The sequence below is a fragment of the Parageobacillus sp. NEAU-HV-2 genome (genome assembly GCF_059115485.1).
This window is the reverse complement of record NZ_JBXUJJ010000016.1, coordinates 1-17,366: the sequence shown is the minus strand read 5'-3', so window position 1 is coordinate 17,366 and position 17,366 is coordinate 1. Positions and strand designations below refer to the sequence as shown.

16 protein-coding genes are annotated in these 17,366 nt (G+C 44.6%); 12 read left to right on the top strand and 4 right to left on the bottom strand.

Features of this window, described 5'->3' with window-relative positions:
• The first annotated feature begins 84 nt into the window (after positions 1 to 84).
• The 4 genes from AC1WMD_RS17275 to AC1WMD_RS17260 are packed head-to-tail and all read left to right on the top strand — an operon-like array spanning position 85 to position 4,834.
• Positions 85 to 1,128, top strand: coding sequence for a nucleotidyltransferase family protein (locus AC1WMD_RS17275; RefSeq protein ID WP_494258087.1), 1,044 nt, complete (start codon positions 85 to 87; stop codon positions 1,126 to 1,128).
• A complete protein-coding gene (locus AC1WMD_RS17270; protein WP_494258086.1) occupies positions 1,125 to 2,342 on the top strand; it encodes a glycosyltransferase family 4 protein in 1,218 nt (405 codons plus the stop codon). Before AC1WMD_RS17275 ends, AC1WMD_RS17270 begins: the two co-directional genes overlap by 4 nt.
• On the top strand, positions 2,323 to 3,459 hold the full coding sequence (locus AC1WMD_RS17265) for a glycoside hydrolase family protein (RefSeq protein ID WP_494258085.1): 1,137 nt from the start codon (positions 2,323 to 2,325) through the stop codon (positions 3,457 to 3,459). The genes AC1WMD_RS17270 and AC1WMD_RS17265 overlap by 20 nt, the downstream gene beginning before the upstream one ends.
• Complete coding sequence (locus tag AC1WMD_RS17260; RefSeq protein ID WP_494258084.1) at positions 3,410 to 4,834, top strand: phosphomannomutase/phosphoglucomutase; 1,425 nt, start codon at positions 3,410 to 3,412, stop codon at positions 4,832 to 4,834. Before AC1WMD_RS17265 ends, AC1WMD_RS17260 begins: the two co-directional genes overlap by 50 nt.
• Positions 4,835 to 5,222: 388 nt before the next feature.
• Here the strand turns inward: AC1WMD_RS17260 and AC1WMD_RS17255 are convergent, their stop codons facing one another.
• From AC1WMD_RS17255 to AC1WMD_RS17245, 3 genes are all read right to left on the bottom strand, one after another.
• Positions 5,223 to 5,882: an exosporium glycoprotein BclB-related protein gene (locus AC1WMD_RS17255; RefSeq protein ID WP_494258083.1), complete on the bottom strand. Its 660-nt coding sequence runs from the start codon at positions 5,880 to 5,882 to the stop codon at positions 5,223 to 5,225.
• Positions 5,883 to 6,522: 640 nt separating this feature from the next.
• The gene (locus AC1WMD_RS17250) at positions 6,523 to 7,293 is read right to left on the bottom strand and encodes a CsxC family protein (protein WP_494258082.1); all 771 of its coding nucleotides are present in this window, start codon (positions 7,291 to 7,293) and stop codon (positions 6,523 to 6,525) included.
• A gap of 157 nt (positions 7,294 to 7,450) precedes the next feature.
• Entirely contained in the window at positions 7,451 to 8,419 is a 969-nt protein-coding gene (locus tag AC1WMD_RS17245) for a BC_2427 family protein (protein ID WP_494258081.1), read from the bottom strand.
• Between the two features lie 319 nt (positions 8,420 to 8,738).
• On the opposite strand from AC1WMD_RS17245, the gene AC1WMD_RS17240 reads away from it, so the two are divergent.
• The 3 genes from AC1WMD_RS17240 to AC1WMD_RS17230 all read left to right on the top strand — a co-directional run bounded on the left by AC1WMD_RS17240 (position 8,739) and on the right by AC1WMD_RS17230 (position 11,531).
• Positions 8,739 to 9,086, top strand: a complete 348-nt coding sequence (locus tag AC1WMD_RS17240; protein WP_494258080.1) for a DUF3147 family protein — start codon at positions 8,739 to 8,741, stop codon at positions 9,084 to 9,086.
• A gap of 15 nt (positions 9,087 to 9,101) precedes the next feature.
• Positions 9,102 to 9,485 carry a DUF3147 family protein gene (locus AC1WMD_RS17235; RefSeq protein WP_494258079.1) on the top strand — a complete coding sequence of 128 codons (384 nt, stop codon included), beginning with the start codon at positions 9,102 to 9,104 and terminating at the stop codon, positions 9,483 to 9,485.
• 516 nt (positions 9,486 to 10,001) lie between these two features.
• A complete protein-coding gene (locus AC1WMD_RS17230) occupies positions 10,002 to 11,531 on the top strand; it encodes an NCS1 family nucleobase:cation symporter-1 (RefSeq protein ID WP_494258078.1) in 1,530 nt (509 codons plus the stop codon).
• 185 nt (positions 11,532 to 11,716) lie between these two features.
• Here AC1WMD_RS17230 and AC1WMD_RS17225 read toward each other — a convergent pair whose 3' ends face one another.
• Positions 11,717 to 11,896 (bottom strand): hypothetical protein, encoded by a 180-nt coding sequence (locus AC1WMD_RS17225; RefSeq protein WP_494258077.1) that lies wholly within the window; start codon positions 11,894 to 11,896, stop codon positions 11,717 to 11,719.
• A 201-nt stretch (positions 11,897 to 12,097) separates the two neighbouring features.
• On the opposite strand from AC1WMD_RS17225, the gene AC1WMD_RS17220 reads away from it, so the two are divergent.
• The 5 genes from AC1WMD_RS17220 to AC1WMD_RS17200 all read left to right on the top strand — a co-directional run bounded on the left by AC1WMD_RS17220 (position 12,098) and on the right by AC1WMD_RS17200 (position 16,821).
• On the top strand, positions 12,098 to 13,783 hold the full coding sequence (locus AC1WMD_RS17220; RefSeq protein ID WP_494258076.1) for a response regulator transcription factor: 1,686 nt from the start codon (positions 12,098 to 12,100) through the stop codon (positions 13,781 to 13,783).
• A 223-nt stretch (positions 13,784 to 14,006) separates the two neighbouring features.
• Positions 14,007 to 14,426 (top strand): ATP-binding protein, encoded by a 420-nt coding sequence (locus tag AC1WMD_RS17215; protein ID WP_494258075.1) that lies wholly within the window; start codon positions 14,007 to 14,009, stop codon positions 14,424 to 14,426.
• Between the two features lie 3 nt (positions 14,427 to 14,429).
• On the top strand, positions 14,430 to 14,762 hold the full coding sequence (locus tag AC1WMD_RS17210) for an STAS domain-containing protein (RefSeq protein ID WP_043903486.1): 333 nt from the start codon (positions 14,430 to 14,432) through the stop codon (positions 14,760 to 14,762).
• 6 nt (positions 14,763 to 14,768) lie between these two features.
• On the top strand, positions 14,769 to 16,292 hold the full coding sequence (locus tag AC1WMD_RS17205) for a SpoIIE family protein phosphatase (RefSeq protein WP_494258074.1): 1,524 nt from the start codon (positions 14,769 to 14,771) through the stop codon (positions 16,290 to 16,292).
• A 121-nt stretch (positions 16,293 to 16,413) separates the two neighbouring features.
• Positions 16,414 to 16,821, top strand: coding sequence for an RDD family protein (locus tag AC1WMD_RS17200; protein WP_043903488.1), 408 nt, complete (start codon positions 16,414 to 16,416; stop codon positions 16,819 to 16,821).
• The last annotated feature ends 545 nt before the right edge of the window (positions 16,822 to 17,366 follow it).

Sequence of the window (17,366 nt, the reverse complement as noted above, 5' to 3'; positions counted from 1 at the left end):
CATTTTCTCATCATCCATCTGTTTCGGTCTTCATAATAATGAAGTGAACCCTACGAAGTTCGAAACTAATGGAGGGATGGCAAAATGAAAGCATTGCTGCTAGCTGGAGGTTTGGGTACACGTCTACGTCCATTAACTGAAAACCTTCCAAAACCGATGGCGCCCATTGCGAATCGCCCATGGTTGGAACACCTCATCACTCATCTGCGTGAACAAGGCGTCGATCAGTTTGTTATAGCCGCGCACCACTGTTCGGATGTGATTCGCCGTTACTTCGGAGACGGACGGCGCTGGGGAGTGAAGATTGAGTACGCTCTCGAACCGTTTCCGATGGGGACGGCAGGAGCCATCAAGAACGCGGAGCGATTGCTCGATGAGCGGTTCCTGGTCGTCAACGCCGACATCGTTCACTTGCCACAGCTGATTCCTCTCCTTGAGTTTCACCGCCAGCACGGCGGAATCGCCACCATTGCACTGACAGAAGTAGAAGACCCTTCTTCATACGGAGTCGTTGAACAGGATGCTGTAGGACGGATCTTGCGTTTTATTGAGAAGCCTCGCCCTGAAGAGGCGCCGTCAAACCGAATCAACGCCGGTTTGTACATACTCGAGCCGGAGGTCATGCGTTATATTCCAGCGCAGCGCGAGGTCTCGATTGAACGTGAAACGTTCCCGCGCCTGATTCGGGAAAGCGCTGGCGTCTACGGTATGGTAAGCCATGGCTACTGGCGCGACATGGGGACTCCAGTCCGTTATCGTCAGGTTCATTGGGATGTGCTCGACCGACGGTTTCCTTTGCCTATGCATGGACGTCAGATTCAGTCAGGTGTGTGGGCAGGGGAAGACGTCGAGTTCGGCCCTGGCGTCTTCTTGGTGCCGCCGGTTTTGATTGGTAATAAGGTGAAGGTAGGCGACCAGGCGGTGATTGGTCCATATGCGGTGATTGGTGATAACTGCCACATCGGTGCCCGTGTGCATTGTTCGAACTCCATCCTTTGGGATCGTTCAGTCGTGCGCGACGGCAGCCGCCTCAGCAACAGCATTTTCGGGTATCGGACCGTGGCGCCTGCCGGCGAGGTGTTCAAAGATTCCATTATCAACCAACCGAAAGAGGTGATGCAGGCATGAAGCGGATCGCATACGTCAGTACATATCCACCGCGTCGTTGCGGCATCGCCACGTTCACCGAGCATCTTCTTAAGAGCGTGTGCGTCGCCGGCAAACGGCGCGATGTTGATCCGGTGATTGTGCTCTATAACGAAACCGATGGCGACTCGGCCTATCGAAACGATCCGAAGTTCTGGCCTTTACCGGCGCAGGACCGGACCGCTTACACGCAGATGGCGGAACAGGTCAACCGTAGCGATGTCTCGGTGGTGGTCCTGCAGCACGAGTTCGGCATCTTCGGAGGCGAAGCGGGTGAATACATACTGGACTTCGTCCATGCCCTGAAGAAGCCGCTCGTCACGACGTTTCACACCATCTTTGCCGATCCTCAACCGCCTTATCGCCGTATTCAGCAACAAATCGCCGATGTGAGCGACGCTATCGTGGTCATGAACCGTCAGGCGATCCCATACCTAACTAGAGCGTTTAACTTGCCGGAGCATAAAATCTTCTACATTCCGCACGGTGCACCGGAGCCAAGCGGCGAGGAACGGGATCGCCTCCGCCGCCGCTTAGGATTCGAAGGGCGCAAGGTCATGTTTACCTTTGGATTACTCAATCGCGGCAAGGGCATCGAGTCGGTGATCGCCGCCTTACCGGGAGTCGTCCGCGAAGTGCCGGAGACGCTATACGTCATTGCCGGACAGACACACCCTGAAGTGAAAAAGCGTGAAGGGGAAGCGTACCGCGAGGAGTTACAGGAGATGATCCGTCGCCTTGGGCTGGAGGCGAACGTACGGATGATTGATCGCTATTTCAGTGAGGAGGAACTGGTTGACTACTTGACGGCATGTGACCTTTACGTCACCCCGTATCCGGGGATGCAGCAAATTACCAGCGGCACTTTGGCCTACGCGGTCGGCGTGGGCCGTCCGGTCCTCTCGACGCCATATGAACATGCCCGCGACCTGCTGCGCGGGTGCGAGGAACTGCTGCTGCCGTACGGCGACACCGCCGCCTGGGAGCGGCAACTGCGGCAGCTGCTAGCTGATGAAGCAGCTATGCGGCAATGGGAGGAGAAGATCAGACAAATCGGTGCAGCGACGCACTGGCCACGAGTCGGCGAGCAATACCTGCAGCTGTTTGCAAAGCTCTGCGGCGAGACGTGCGGTGATGCAAAGGCTATAGAGCGGAGTGAAGGCGAGGTGAAGCCCGTTGTCCCCGTCAGTCGTTAAGTTTGATCATCTGGAACGCATGACTGACGACACGGGGTTGCTCGAGCATTGTCTGGGGCGCATCCCGCGCCGACGCGAGGGATACTCGACCGATGACAATGCGCGTGCCATCTGGGCGTGCATGGAGTGGTTCGATCTATTGGGAGATGATGAGTCCGAGGAGCGCCGGAGGCTATACCGGCTGCTGGATCGGTACCTGGCTTTCTTGCTCTGGGCACAGAGGGAGGACGGTTGGTTTCAGAACAACTTTCATTTTGACCGGGCGCCGGAATCGGAATTGCGCTCGGATGACTGTCTGGGCCGATCCCTCTGGGCGGCGGCAGTGGCGTACGTGAATCTTGAAGACGATGCCCGGTGCTGCGCGGCCGCCGAGATCCTGCGCCGGGCGCTTTCGGCCAGCGGCGAGTTGCGGTTTTTGCGCGGCCAGGCCTGGGGGCTCGCGACTTGCTGCCTGCTGTTGTCCGAGTGGGATAACGGCTCGGCTTTGCCTTCCGGTGTGACCGAGGCCGACCTCACAAATCTGGCGGACATGTTCGAGCGGCGCTTGCTCGACGCTTACCACACGCATAGGACAGATGGTTGGCGTTGGTATGAGCCGCAAATTACCTACGCTAATGGACTATTGCCGTGGGCACTGTTTGTGGCTTATCGGTACCACGGACGCGCTGAGACGTTACGGGTGGCCAAAGAGAGCCTCGACTTTTTGGTGGATAAGATGAGCAGACACGACGGCGTCATCCGTCCTATCGGCAATCGCGGTTGGTGTGAAGGTGATCGGCGTGCCGACTGGGACCAACAGCCTATCGACGTGATGAAACTGGCCTTGGCTGCGCGTGAGGCCTATCGGGTGTTGGACGATGATGCCTACCGCGAGGTCGTTCGCCGCTGTCGCGATTGGTTTTACGGAGAAAACGACCTCGGCATTCCCCTCGCCGATCCGAGCGACGGGAGTTGCTGTGACGGTCTTGCCCCGGACGGGCCGAATCTGAATCGGGGTGCTGAGTCGACACTTTCCTATCTATTGACGGAAGCCATGGCACAATCCTTGCAATTGGAGGTGGTTTTTGATGGGCCTTTCGATGTCCCAACAATCCGTCCTACCGCCGCACGTGTTTAAGGAGTACGACATTCGCGGACGTGCAGGGGAGGAACTGGACGAAAATTTTGCTTACTTGCTAGGAACGGCGTTTGCGGAAATGGTCCGGCAAGCCGGTGAGCAGAAGGTGGTGGTTGGTCACGACAACCGCATCTCTTCGCCGGCATTACACCGTGCGCTGATTGCAGGGCTCAGCCAGGCGTCGTGCCGGGTGATCGACATCGGTCAGGTGACAACCCCGATGTTCTACTACAGCCTCGAGCACACCAATGTGCCGTGCGGCATCATTGTCACCGCCAGCCACAACCCGGGCAACGAAAACGGTTTTAAGATTGCGATGAATAAGACTACTATTTATGGCGAGCGCATCCAGGAGCTGCGGCGGACGATGGAACGGATTCTCCACTCACAAGGGATCAATCGCAGTGACTGGTGGAAGGAAGGATGTGTGGAGACGCTCGACATCGAGCCGGCCTATCTGCAAATGCTGCAAAACAAGATCCAGCTGGGGTCGCGCAAGCTCAAGGTAGTGGTCGATTGCGGTAACGGAACCGCTTCGACGATTGCGCCGAAAGCCTTGGAGGCATGGGGGTGCGAGGTCATCCCTTTGTATTGCGAATCCGACCCGACATTCCCTAATCACCATCCAGATCCGGTGGTGCCAGAGAATCTGAAGGATTTGATTGACGTGGTGCGACGGGAAAAGGCGGATCTCGGTGTGGCATTCGATGGTGACGGTGACCGATTGGGTGTCGTCGACGAAGAGGGAAACATCCTCTGGGGCGACCAACTGATGATTTTATTCTGGCGCGAGATTCTCCGTCGCTATCCGGGGGCCGAAGCGCCGGTAGAGGTTAAGTGTTCGCAGGCGTTGGTCGAGGAAATCGATCGGCTCGGCGGCAAACCGTTCTTCCATCGCACTGGCCATTCACACATTAAGGCAACGCTGCGCAGCCGGCCAGAGATTCCGTTTGCAGGCGAAATGTCCGGACATCTGTTCTTCAATGACGAGTTTTACGGCTATGATGACGCCTTGTACGCGGCGGGACGGCTATTGCGCATACTTTCCAACGATGACCGCAAGCTGTCGCAGCTATTTGCAGATGTCCCGCGGTATCACGCCACTCCGGAGACGCGCGTGCCTTGCCCGGAGGAGCAGAAGGCGGAAGCCATCGCCGCGGTCAAACAGCGGTTTGCGAGCAGTCACGAGGTCGTGGACGTGGACGGTGCCCGCATTCAGTTCAAAGACGGTTGGGGGCTGGTGCGTCCGTCGAACACGCAACCAATCCTTGTTCTGCGTGCCGAAGCCGCGTCACCGGAGGCATTAGCAGATATCAAACAGCAGCTGGCTGACGCACTCGGCGAGCCGCCGCTTAACTTGACAATCCCATGGTGAGGCAGGTCACGATTGAAATCGGATCACCGATTCATATCGGCGCTGACCCGAACAGTTTACACTGTTCGGGCTGTAAGCGCCGTTTTTCTTTTTTGGGAGTTATATTGTGTCCACTATACAATATAGTTTATCGTTGCGCATAAAAGGCGAAAGAAATATACGATGCGGTGATGAAACAGCTGCCGGCGAAAGAGCTAGCGGAGGAAATATAGGCGGTGGATGTGGATTAGTTAGAACGGCTGTTTGAACAAAAAACCACGACGCATTCCCCTTCTAGAATGCGAAGCATTTAGGAGGGGTTAGTCGAGGATGTCCCAAAAGTGTTCGCATAGCGTTCGCTTTTGGGACACTTTTCCTTTTGTGTCGACTAGGTCGCGAGCTATTTAAATTAACTGATTCCAACACCCGCACTTGCAAAACCTGTAAGAGCACCGATATTAATTGGAGTAGGTCCAGATGTTCTTAAGGAAAAAACTAGTAGTAGTTTGTCACCGGCAGCTACCGGTAATGACGCCGAAGCAGTATTAGCTGCAGTATTGCCAACGGTAACTACAGGGCCGAAGGCTGGTGCTAAATCTACAAAAACGCCTGTTGGAGTAAAGGTGTTGCTTAGTGCAGATGCCCTCCATAATTCTGCTCTAACTGTTCCAGCTGCAGCTAAAGTTATACCCACTGTAGCGCTAAAGAATGCAGATATGGATGTGACTGTTCCGGTACGAGGAACCACAAATGCGAAGTCAGGAATGTTCCCGACACCGACACCTAGAGTTAGTGCTCCTGTATTAATATCAGTAGTTGGCGCAGAACTTCCGAATCCAACGATAGCTCCAGTACTAACTATTACACCTGCAACAGCAGTTGTAGACAGTACAACAGGAGTTACTCCAGATGCATATGGAATGATAGCACCGGCCCCTGGAGGTCCTGGAGGTCCCGGAGGTCCTTGTATTGCAGGTCCATGTACCGTCACCGCTTGCCCATTAGTACAATTACATCTTACTCTTGGCTTATTGTTATCATTACATTTTTCTTCCCAATGTTTTGACAATATATTTCACCTCTTTTAATTTTTTTGATTTCAGTATAAAGTATATGAGCAGGATAATAAGTTTGATTAGACAAGAGTTGTAGATTAAGTGTTTGAATTTCCAAAATTAGGCGATTGAATATTCGGAGAATGAGATAGCCGAAAAAAGATATTTTAGTATTCATCATGTTCATTGATGTTCCAGCTAGCCATGCTAACGAGCACGGGTGCAAAAGATATAAGAAACCTAACTATTTGTATTCTTGAACGGTTGGGGGGCGATCGTTGAATAGTATATATTTTTTTGTTTCTTCATTTTGGACGGATAGATCGTATTCATTGTCATTTGTTTTAATTTTTTAGTTTGTAAAATGTCTCGCCAGCATCTCATGCATTGCCACATACACTCGAAACGAATTATTAAAAGAAAAATAGAATCGATAGAAAAAGAGACAAGGAAGCATTCCTTCGATAGAATAGATGTACCAATAGAAAGAAGCTTCCTTGTCTCACGAATAGCTTAGCATATTAACGCAAGCTGCATGGAACGTCTTCCTGCGCTACACTCTACTTCACAGGATGTTTTTGCGATTTTTGGCCTTATTTCGAAGAGTTGTTCAGATTTTGCAAAAATCGAAATGGCTAGCTAGTAAAAGGCTTGTTAGCAATCAACAGTACCTTCAGGGAAAGCAGGAGTGACTTGTGTAGCTGCAACTTGCATTTGTTGGACTTGTAATACTTTTACAGTAAGGTCCATTACGATTTTTTCGCGCAACGTGCTAAACTCTCCCTCAGGGCTTACATGAATTGGCGAAAAATCAAGTTCGTAGAAATTCGCGCCTATTAACTCGCCGTATGGTTGTTCATTATATTTGACAAGATTTTGGAAGAAATATTTATCTAAGCGAGGAACTAAGTCGTTTTTCTCGTTGAGGAAGAAAGCTTTGCTGTCTGCTGAAATACCTATAATTGGGAAAGTGAGGAAATCACCCTCTTCAAGTTCTGTAAAACCAGAAAACGCAATATCCGCAATTCTATCTACAAGTGCTCCATTACATGCAGTGGAAGCATATTCAATATCTTTGCGAATGAATCCTGATACAAATAATTTAGCTCTTGTGACTCTAAAGAAGTCCGTGTTGCCAATGCGCACAAATCTAACAGGTATCAGTTTCACTTGTTCTAGAAATACATTCTTTGTCACTCTCTTAATTTCAGTTGCTGGCGGATTAAGCGGAATATCTGCCTCTAAAACAACTTGAATGGTTCTCTCTGCTAGTACAACCGGAACTTTAAGAGTTGGTGTAAGACCTGGTGTAGTGACTAGCGGAGTAGCTTCATCGGCAAAACGTGATTGTTGTGCCGCTTCTACTGGACAAGCAGGGGAAATCGGTTGTTTATTCGATTTATTGCAAAATTGCCCATTACTCATCAAAAATCCTCTCCTTATTATTATTTTTTTGAGCTTTTCTCAAGCTCTACGCTAATACAATATTCAACATTCATTTTAAAGTAAGGGTGTATATAATAGCTATTTTTCCCATTTTTAAAAAAGGAGAGGATTTTTTTTAAATATATTCGATGATCTTCTAGATCCCTTTGCCATCATAACTGACTCGAACTTGTTGTACTTGTAGTAAATGAATGATTAAATCCAATACAATTTTTTGGCGTAATTGGCGTAAATGAGCTACTGGTTCTTTTTGTGTAGAACCCTCATTTCTATTGTAAATTGCAGTATACTTAATATTTTGATGTATATATCCTTCTATAAATAAATTTCCCTTTAATGCTGTACATGTCCCATTATCGAATGATGGCGAAAATTGAGTAGGTACGAATTTGCAATTTGTCAGTACGACCTCCTTAGAGATTTCGTTCACTTTCATAATCTCTTCTTCAAACACAACATCTTCTTCTAAACATATTTCTATTTCGTACTCCCCGACTACGACTGGAACTCTAATTTGTATGAAATCGTGAGAAGTACAAGATCGATTATTTGTTTCTTTTGTTTTTGTAAATAGCGAGTCATGTACAGGAACCACTATGGATTTATAATGATTTTTTTTGTTCTTCGTGCCATAAGTGTGAACAGTGTCAGTGAAAAATATAATTTCGTGAATTTTAGAGGAAACTAAACAACAATAAGGCTGTTCAGGATAATAAGTTGTCGTATAAAACAGTTTTGTGTCTAATTGGGGAATTTGTCTATTGTTTAGGTCAAGAAATTCAGATGTATGTTGAACTGTACCGCCAAAGACAGGAGGATGAAGAAAATCGTCAATTTCTACAAACGTGGAGAATGGGCTTTTTATAGTCATAGAACATATTTTTCCGTATTGGTCCGTATCATCAGTACGATTGGTTTCATCAATATCCTCTTTGGCAAGCATATGACTTATTTCATCCGCAAAACTAGATTCAGAAGTATGCACAGGTTCAAAAGCAGAATCGATTTGCGGCTTATCATTTGTTTTATCGACATGGCAAGTTTGAAGATCATGCTTAAATTTAGCACGTATCTTCTTCATTTTCTCATGGTCAATCCTTTTCATTACATTTCACTCCCGATCAAATTATCGTCACTGTATTATTTATTTATGTTTTATTTCCGCTTTTGTCCCTGTACGATTCCGGAAATTTCGAAAGTACGGCACTCTTTTACATAGTGAGTGGTTTTATTCAAATATTTGTTACAGCTTTGGAAGTGTAAGCGTTACAATCAAAAAATTAAATAAAAGTTCACAAATGTTTGTACTATCATCGTTTACAATATATACGTGAAAATATTCACAAACAAATATACAAAAATAATATTTATTCCACTAGATTGGTCGCCAAAGAAAGGATGAATCTATCTTGGAGATATTATCGATGAATGGAATTGTTATTCGATTTTTATTAGGCGGAGGCGCGGTCGTCGCTTCTACCATTATCTCAAGAAAATTAGGATCAAAAATCGGAGGAATTTTTGCGGCCTTTCCTGCTGTATTTTTCGCGGCATTATTGACACTTCGCTTAGATGTAAAAGGCGGTGAGCTAGTGGAAAAGTCGCTTGTTCTATCCCAAGGGGCAGTTGTCGGGATGTTCATGAATATTATGTGTGCAATAGCGGTCGTTTATCTTTGTACTAAGCAAGGTTGGAAACGCGGGCTTGCACAATCGCTAGCTGGATGGTTTCTTGTTTCCATTGCTTATGCTTTTATTTCAAGATATTTCTAAGTTAAGGTGATTTTTATGGACGGACGTGATTTATTTTTCCGTTTTTTATTTGGCGGCTCTGCAGTTGTACTAAGTTATGTAACGGCAAAACTGTTGCCATGGAAAGTTATCGGGGGGATTTTCGCGGCATTCCCAGCTGTTATGGTCGTTGCCGTGATGATGGTTGGCACGAAGAACGGATCTAAAGAAGCAGCAAAAACAGCGCAAGGATCTGTTTATGGAATGATCGGTTGTTTCATTTGTGTATTAGCGGTGTTATTTTCCCTACAATTTACACACAATTGGTGGGGGAGTTTTATTTTTGGTCTAATTATATGGTTTGCAAGTTCGTTATTCCTTGTATACATGCGAGATCATAAAAAGGAAAGCAGAGTATCAAGCATCAAATCGCAACATTGATAAAGAAAAAGCCAATGGAACCATGAGTAGCGAATATAGAAACCTGGCACGATACGAACGTGCCAGGTTTTTTGTGTGCCAGGAAAAAAATCGTTCTTTTCTTTTAAAAAAATTGGAGTGATAGGGGGCGATGGAGCTTAAATATATTCAAGATCTATACTGATTTCTGAGTCCATTCTGGATGTATCCTTGTGAAAATCGAAGAAATTCAAAGAAAAACAATATTTTAGAGAGTGTTCTCTCGTTCAATAATTATGATTTTAACATAAGAATCTTTTGAATATACAAAATATATAAAAAAGTATATAAATAATTTTACATTTTGTCCAATGAATGAGGTTTTTTGATTCTATACAATAAAGTTAGTATTCATAACGCCAAAGCGTAGTTATCATCGGAGAAATGGATAAGCGAGTCATTTGAGAAGTGTGCAATGCACGGTAAGTTATCGAGATTGTCGTCCTGAAGCATACATGAAACTTCAAATGTTAAGCCCATAAAAAAGGGGGGTTCTTGATGAAAACGCAGATTGAGCAAAATGGCATTGTAATTCTAACAGAAGAAGTGACTAAAAAGTTGAGTGGAAGTGAGTTGTGGAATGATGATTTGCGACCGACAACCCTCGAGGAACATTCGTGGAAAGGACTAAACTTTGCTACTTTGTGGATTGGTATGTGTTTATGCATCCCTTCCTACACCATGGCCAGCGGCATGATTGCTCTAGGCATGAACTGGTGGCAAGCAGTTGGAACTATTTTTCTCGGCAATGTTATTGTCCTCATCCCGATTTTATTAAATTCACATGCTGGCACAAAATTCGGAATTCCGTATCCTGTTTTTGCACGGCTTTGGTTCGGAGATAAAGGAGCGCATATTCCGGCTTTGGCCCGCGCGATTGTAGCCGCTGGATGGTTCGGGATTAATACGTGGATTGGAACAGGTGCGATTGATACATTGTTAGCAGCCTCATTCCCTGCTTGGAGAAACTTGCCCGGACATACGGCCATCGTATTTGCTTTCTTTTGGGCTCTGAATGTAGGGGTTGCTTATAAAGGCCCCGAAGCAATTAAAAGACTAAGCTCCATTGCTGCTCCTGTAGTGGGCATCTCTTCCATTATTCTCCTCATCTGGGCGTTCACTCACGCGGGAGGTTGGGGACCTATTTTAGAGCAGCCATCTAAATTCAAAACCACTGGGGAATTTTTAAAAGTATTTTTTCCAGCCTTAACAGGTGTTATCGGTTTCTGGGCTACACTTGCTTTGAATATTCCTGACTTTTGTCGTTACGCTAAAAGTCAGAAATCGCAAATGGTTGCTCAAAGCTTCTCTCTCCCAATCACGATGACCATCTTTTCTTTCATTGGAATAGCAGTTACATCAGCGACTGTCGTAATTTTCGGCCAAGCGATTTGGGATCCTGTACAACTACTTGCCAAGTTCCCGCCATTTGTTATTCTTTTAGGAACAATTGTAATTGTTATTTCTTCCCTAACTATTAACATTGGGGCTAACATTGTAGCTCCTGCCCGTGCTGTTGAGAATTTATACCCGAAACGAATTACGTTTGGAATTGGTGTTCTTATTACCGGGCTGTTTGCTATTTTGTTGCAGCCATGGTATATTATGTCTAATTTTGGGAATTATATATTTGGTTGGCTCGGAACATATGCTGCTTTACTAGGTCCGATTGATGGCATTGCTATCGCAGACTACTGGCTTGTTCGCCGGAAACAATTGGATCTTAAAGAGTTATATGAACCTAACGGTCGTTACAATTACACTACCGGTTTTAATAAAAACGGAGTTTATGCTCTTGTGATCGGTGTAGCCATCCCTGTACTAGGCTTATTAATTCCAGGCCTTCGCTTTCTCTGGGATAATGCTTGGACTTTCGGATTATTTATTGCTATTGGTGTCTACACCTATTTAATGAAAGGCGACAAAAGCGTTCTAAGAGAAGGTGAATACGAGAAAATTACTATTATTATGGAAAACCTTCCTCATGACGTCAAAACGAAACCGATAGAAACAGAACTTACAAAATAGTAAAGCATGATAGCTAGGAAATATAGAAAGTTAGCTTTCGTTGGCTTTAAAATGTTCTTTTCTATAATTAGCAGTCTACGCATGTGGAGTGTGTAGAAAAACTCGTACAAAAAGAGGAAGCAGGCACCGCATAAGGCGCCTGCTTTGTTATTTTATGGTAGTTTTTGGAGAGTTCTATCCCTGTACTACTTCATCCGCTTAAGCGCACGCAGTTCGCTTTCTTGCTCCAACGAGCGAAGGGAAAGGGTTTCTAAAATTTTATCTCGCCGTTCTTGTCCGCTAACGATTTCATTGATTTTTTCCGAGGCTTCCAGCATCGCCAGTTTTATGGCCGGAAGATCAGTGACATCGTCTTTTGTTGCCATGTTTGCGTTACCCATGTTTCGCTAGGATGACTAAAAAAGAAAAATTGCTAGATGAATCTTTCGTGGTAATCTCATCTTGACGTTTTCGGATTCATCGTATGTAAAACTTATCTTCTATTTCCTAAACTTGACTTATTTATGCTTGTCCGTCAATAATAAATAAGGATATAAAGATAAAAACGTAAGCGAGTTGAGGGGGAATTGAACATAAACATTTTGCAATGCGTTCAAGATGCGTATGCAGCGCTGACCGGGCTAAGCATCATTATGTTTGATTTGCAGCGTCGGCCGGTCACGAAAGTTTCTAATGTTACAGAATTGGCAGAGCTTCTGTTGTTTTCTCCGGGGGAATCGGAAAAACCGTATCCTTTCATCTACGTTCCAGATGACGGTGCGCAATGGCAGCGTCCGATGATTGTTCAGACAGGATATTGGGGAGTTAAAGCGATCATTGCCCCGGTGTTTGTGCAACAGAAAGTGGAGTATTGGATTTGGGCAGGAGCGTTTATTGAGGAAAAGACGAAGCTGGTCGTCAGAGAGCTTTCTAATTCTGAAGCATGGATTCCGGTGATTGAACGTGCGACAGAGCAACCAATATCGGCGGTGGAACAAAAGCTTCATGATATTGAAAAAATGTCATTAGTATGCAGCGAGTTAATTCACAGCGACAGGCAAAAACAACAATACGAACGCTATTTTCGTTTGCTGGATTCGGCAGCCGAACGCGCACAGCAGTCTTCTCTAAATGTAGGCGATTTTTTACATCTGTTGCAAAGAATAGACGATCATATCGACTTTTTGTTGTACATACAGCAACGGGACCGCGAGTGGATGATTGCCAACGCCGTCGGTGAGAAAGCAGAGCAGATGTGTGGAAAACCAATTAAAGCTGCTTTCCCACCGCTGTCAGACTCTCCATATCTGCCTAGTGTCGCTTGTTTTGAAAATGCGGCACTTGATCCGCGCTTTTCCTTTTTTGTCACACACGGAATTAGACCTAAAGTTGTTTTGGCTTACCCGATTTTACGGGATGAGGCAATAGAAGGATGGATTGTGATTGGCAGCGAAACAACCAGTTCGTTGCCAAAAGCCGTAGTTTCGATTGGTTCCATCATGGTCAAGTATTGGAGCTTATATACAACATGTGAGTCGACTTATATCAAAATGGACCGCCATTTCATGAGGCTATCGATGCTCATAGAAATAGGCCGTGCGATGAATGTAGTGAAAAACAATGAGGAAATTTTGCGGATGATGACCGATTTTGTAGCAGAACTGGCTTATGGTAATTTTGTATTTACGGTGCTAAAGGATCAGAAAAGAAACATTAAAGTTCACAATGGGACGGTTCCTGAAAGGCAAATTACAGAATATTACCAAGATGTTTGTCATCGCTACTTCGAGACAGAGGGTAAGTGGGCGAACAATTATATACCGACATTGCGGGAAACAAAACTAGGAATAATAATGGAGATTCCGTTTTTTGTTCACGAACAGCTGCATGGAGTAATGTCTGTACATATGAAACATTTAGAAGATACAAAAGAAGCAGAAGCGTATGTAACTGCCCTCATAGGCATGGGTACGATGATGATGAAACAAAGCTACGATCATATGCCAAAGCAGGAATTGAATATCGACGTGCTTACGGAACATTTAACCGCTCGGGAGATGGATGTACTAAGTTTATTGGTTCAAGGGTGCAGCAACCGTGAAATCGCCGATCGGCTATTTATTAGCATTCATACCGTGAAAAACCATATTACAAATATTTTCCAAAAAATTGGAGTGAACGATCGCTCGCAGCTCATTGCTCTCGTTTATCAGCTAAACCATCGGAAAGAAAATCAACTAGGAACATCATTCAGTACAAGTTCGATGAAATGATGTTCCTTTTTTTTATATGGAAAAGTTTTTCTATACAGGAAATTGGAATGGAATAAAGTTTATATTATAATGGTTATAGTACATAAGAACTACATCTTTCGTTGTTATAATGCGTAAATAATACGGAGAAATAATATTTCAAGCTGTTTTTCTCTAGGATGAAACATGCTATATTTTTGTAGACAAATGTATCATTTAGCATACAAAAATAAGAGGAATGAAGATGAAAAATGGAGTAGTGATCAAAAATATTTCGGTCACGAAAGATGCCGACATTATGAAGGCGATGGACATTACGGAACAGATAGCAAGCGGCATGGGTTTTTCCCCGCATGATTGCCTATTTCTCCGATTGGCGACCGAGGAAGCATGCACCAATGCGTATGAATATTGTCAAAAAACTAATCAATTGCCTTTTAAAGTAATTTGGAAAAGGGAAAGGCAACATTTAATTATTGTTGTGAAACAACGCGGGAAGAAATTTGCTATCAAAAGAGAGGATGAAGTCAATAAAAGCTCGCGCGGCAGAGGATTACAGTTGATTACTCATATTGTTGACCACGTTTACGTCAAGCAAAAAGGGAATCACGTTTTGTTTTATATGTGCAAATGCAAGAAAAATGAGCGACGGTTGGAGGAATAGAATATGAGAACGAAACATGGAACCATTCATGTTTTCACTTGGAACGAAGACATTACATTAAACAATACTGAACAGTTTCGCAAAGCGATGGCAGAGCTGATCGAAGAGCCAGCCGACTATCTTATATTAAATATGGAGCAAGTGAAATATATTAATAGCGCGGGCCTCGGCATTATTGCCGATGGGGTGATGACGGCGAGAAAGCGGCAAAAAGAGCTGGTCGTTGCTGGTGTTCAAGGGTCCCTTCAGGAAATTTTCCATATTGTTAAATTTTCTTCTTTTATTAAACTGTTTAAAACAGAAAAAGAGGCAATACATTATTTTCGCGGAGAATGACGATATATGATTGGCAAGTTTCGAGAAAAAATGAAGGAAAAAGATTTTACATTAAAGGAATTACTGCAGCTTCTCGAAGAGCGAAACGTGCTTTGCAATAAGGCGGATCAAGTGTATTGGCTCGCGACTTTGACAGAAAGGCGGTTTATTTTTATTTCCGCATCCTGTGAAAAGATGTGCGGGCTTCCGCCTGAAGCTTTCTATCAAGATGAAGAGCTATGGAAAAAAGTAGTTCACCCGGAAGACAAGGAAAAGCAGGAGAAAACGCAGTCCGTTCTTTGGAATGGGGGGAGCGTTGAGCAGGAATACCGCATTATCCATCAGCAAGACCGGACGGTCCGCTGGGTTCTCGAGCAAACGTTTCCCGTTTTCGATGAAGACGGGAATGTAGCGATGATAAGCGGGATTATTACCGATATTACTAAAATAAAAAAAATGGACGAGCAACTGTTGCTGGCGGAAAAAGTATACGAATATACGTATCAGGCGCTATTGATTACTGACGCACAGTTAGTGATTCAATTGATTAATCCCGCTTTTACGAACATGACAGGATATGGAACGGATATCATCGGTGAGTCGTTTCATGTGTTGTGTGCCGGCTATTATGATGAGCGGTTTTACAGCACCATGAAGAAAACGATAACCGAAAAAGGAAAGTGGGCAGGAAAGATGCGGTGGCGGCGGAAAAACGGAAAGGCCTATGTTCAGCAAACGACCGTTACAGCCATTCGCAACCGCGAAGGAAAGATTATTTTTTATCTTTTTTTGCTTACCAACATGTGGAAGAATAAAAAAGCGGCAGTCACTGTAAAGGAAGATTTAAAGCTGGCGCGGGAAGTGCAAAAACGTGTGCTAAGCAAACCGTTGACGGCTAACCGTATTAATATTTATGGGACGTATATTCCTTCGCGGGAATTAGGTGGCGATATGTACGCCTGGTACCGAATTGATGAAGAGCGATATGGAATTTTTTTAATGGATGTCATGGGACAAGGAACAGCCGCATCGCTTATTTGTATGTCGGTCCGCTCTTTGCTAAACGGAGTGATTCGCAAAGGTATTGATCCGCAAGAAGTATTTCAGGAATTAAATAAACATATGCGGCGGCTGTATCATGAAAATGGACGAATGATGTATTACTTTACAGCTATTTATGTGCTCGTAAATACGAAGGAAAGATTTATTGAGTACGCTTCGGCAGGGCACCCTCCTGGGTTTTTATTTCAACGAAACGGTTTGGTGGAGAAACTGGATCAGGGGTGTGCGCCGATTGGACTATTGCCGCATCTTTACGTCGAAACCGGCAAGCTCTATTACGAACCGGGAGCAACACTAGTGCTGTATTCAGACGGAGCGATCGAAGGAGCCGATCGTTCGGTTTGTACAAATATCGAAAAGTTTCGCGAACAACTAAAGCCACATATTCATTTAGACGGCAAAACAATGATAAAATACATTCATAACCAGTTTAAAGAAAAAAGGGCGTTTCCGGATGATCTTTCGGTGGTGGTGGCAAAATTATGGTAAATCACTGTTGCCAATAAGACGATGATTAAGTATGATGGAGAAAAGCCCACTTCCATGAATCGGATTAGTTGGGAATGAATACATTATAGTAATGAACATAAAGACAGGGGGATGACATATTATGGTGAGAAACCCAGCGGGCTTTTGGAAGCGGTTAGCGGCTAATTTATTAGATGGTATCATTGTCGGTATTCCTATTACGTTGATCGGGTATTTGATTACGCACAGCTGGGAGGAAAACTGGTTTACTTCATTGGCAAACATTGTTTACGCTTTAGTAGTGCCAGCGGTTTGGTCTGGATATACAGTAGGGAAAAAGCTGTTAGGCATTCGCATCGCCAAAGTCAATGGCGGGAAGGTCGGAATCGGGACGATGTTTTTACGTTCCGTTGTCGGCAGCCTCGTTTATGTCATCACGCTTGGCATCGGGTTGATTATTAGCGCAATTATGGTAGCGGCGCGCGAAGATAAACGATCGATTCATGACTTTATTGCCGGAACGTATGTGACGACAGAGAAGCCGATATAATTGGACTGGATATATATTGTAATAAGAATGGGTGTCTAAGACAATAGACACTCATTTTTTATTACACAGGATATAATTGTAAAAAAATGACTGGTTATCTTTTATAACAGCGGAGAAAAAATTGACAGATCTGATCGATTCTCGGCCAGTCAGCTTACGGAGGATGTCAAACAGCAAATCTTATTCCAGATTGAAGGGTGGTTATATTTATCGAGAGATGAGCGATTTCGTCCTATTTTCCGAGAGCGCTGGGAAAAATTCCACCAATTGTTTGCGCAAATAATTAAGGAAGGTCAATGCGCATGATCGAATCAGACATAGGCAACAAGTTTTTCAAATAAGTTGCTTATGTCTATTTTTATGTTTTGAAAATTATATATACATAAGTTAATAAATATTGTAAATATACTTTTATGAAGATGATGTATAAAATTTTGTGTCAAGCATTTGGCTAGACCAAAAGAAAAAGGTAGGGTATTCTCTGATTTGGCCAAAAATCTTAGAGAAAGGAGAACCCTACCTATGTCTAAAAGTATACCGAATTT

Coding starts and splice junctions, on each gene's coding strand:
- AC1WMD_RS17210 (WP_043903486.1), top strand. CDS start 14,430: ATGAGAACGAAACATGGAACCATTCATGTTTTCACTTGGAACGAAGAC.
- AC1WMD_RS17215 (WP_494258075.1), top strand. CDS start 14,007: ATGAAAAATGGAGTAGTGATCAAAAATATTTCGGTCACGAAAGATGCC.
- AC1WMD_RS17250 (WP_494258082.1), bottom strand. CDS start 7,293: ATGAGTAATGGGCAATTTTGCAATAAATCGAATAAACAACCGATTTCC.
- AC1WMD_RS17235 (WP_494258079.1), top strand. CDS start 9,102: ATGGACGGACGTGATTTATTTTTCCGTTTTTTATTTGGCGGCTCTGCA.
- AC1WMD_RS17275 (WP_494258087.1), top strand. CDS start 85: ATGAAAGCATTGCTGCTAGCTGGAGGTTTGGGTACACGTCTACGTCCA.
- AC1WMD_RS17240 (WP_494258080.1), top strand. CDS start 8,739: ATGAATGGAATTGTTATTCGATTTTTATTAGGCGGAGGCGCGGTCGTC.
- AC1WMD_RS17230 (WP_494258078.1), top strand. CDS start 10,002: ATGAAAACGCAGATTGAGCAAAATGGCATTGTAATTCTAACAGAAGAA.
- AC1WMD_RS17270 (WP_494258086.1), top strand. CDS start 1,125: ATGAAGCGGATCGCATACGTCAGTACATATCCACCGCGTCGTTGCGGC.
- AC1WMD_RS17225 (WP_494258077.1), bottom strand. CDS start 11,896: ATGGCAACAAAAGACGATGTCACTGATCTTCCGGCCATAAAACTGGCG.
- AC1WMD_RS17205 (WP_494258074.1), top strand. CDS start 14,769: ATGATTGGCAAGTTTCGAGAAAAAATGAAGGAAAAAGATTTTACATTA.
- AC1WMD_RS17260 (WP_494258084.1), top strand. CDS start 3,410: ATGGGCCTTTCGATGTCCCAACAATCCGTCCTACCGCCGCACGTGTTT.
- AC1WMD_RS17245 (WP_494258081.1), bottom strand. CDS start 8,419: ATGAAAAGGATTGACCATGAGAAAATGAAGAAGATACGTGCTAAATTT.
- AC1WMD_RS17200 (WP_043903488.1), top strand. CDS start 16,414: ATGGTGAGAAACCCAGCGGGCTTTTGGAAGCGGTTAGCGGCTAATTTA.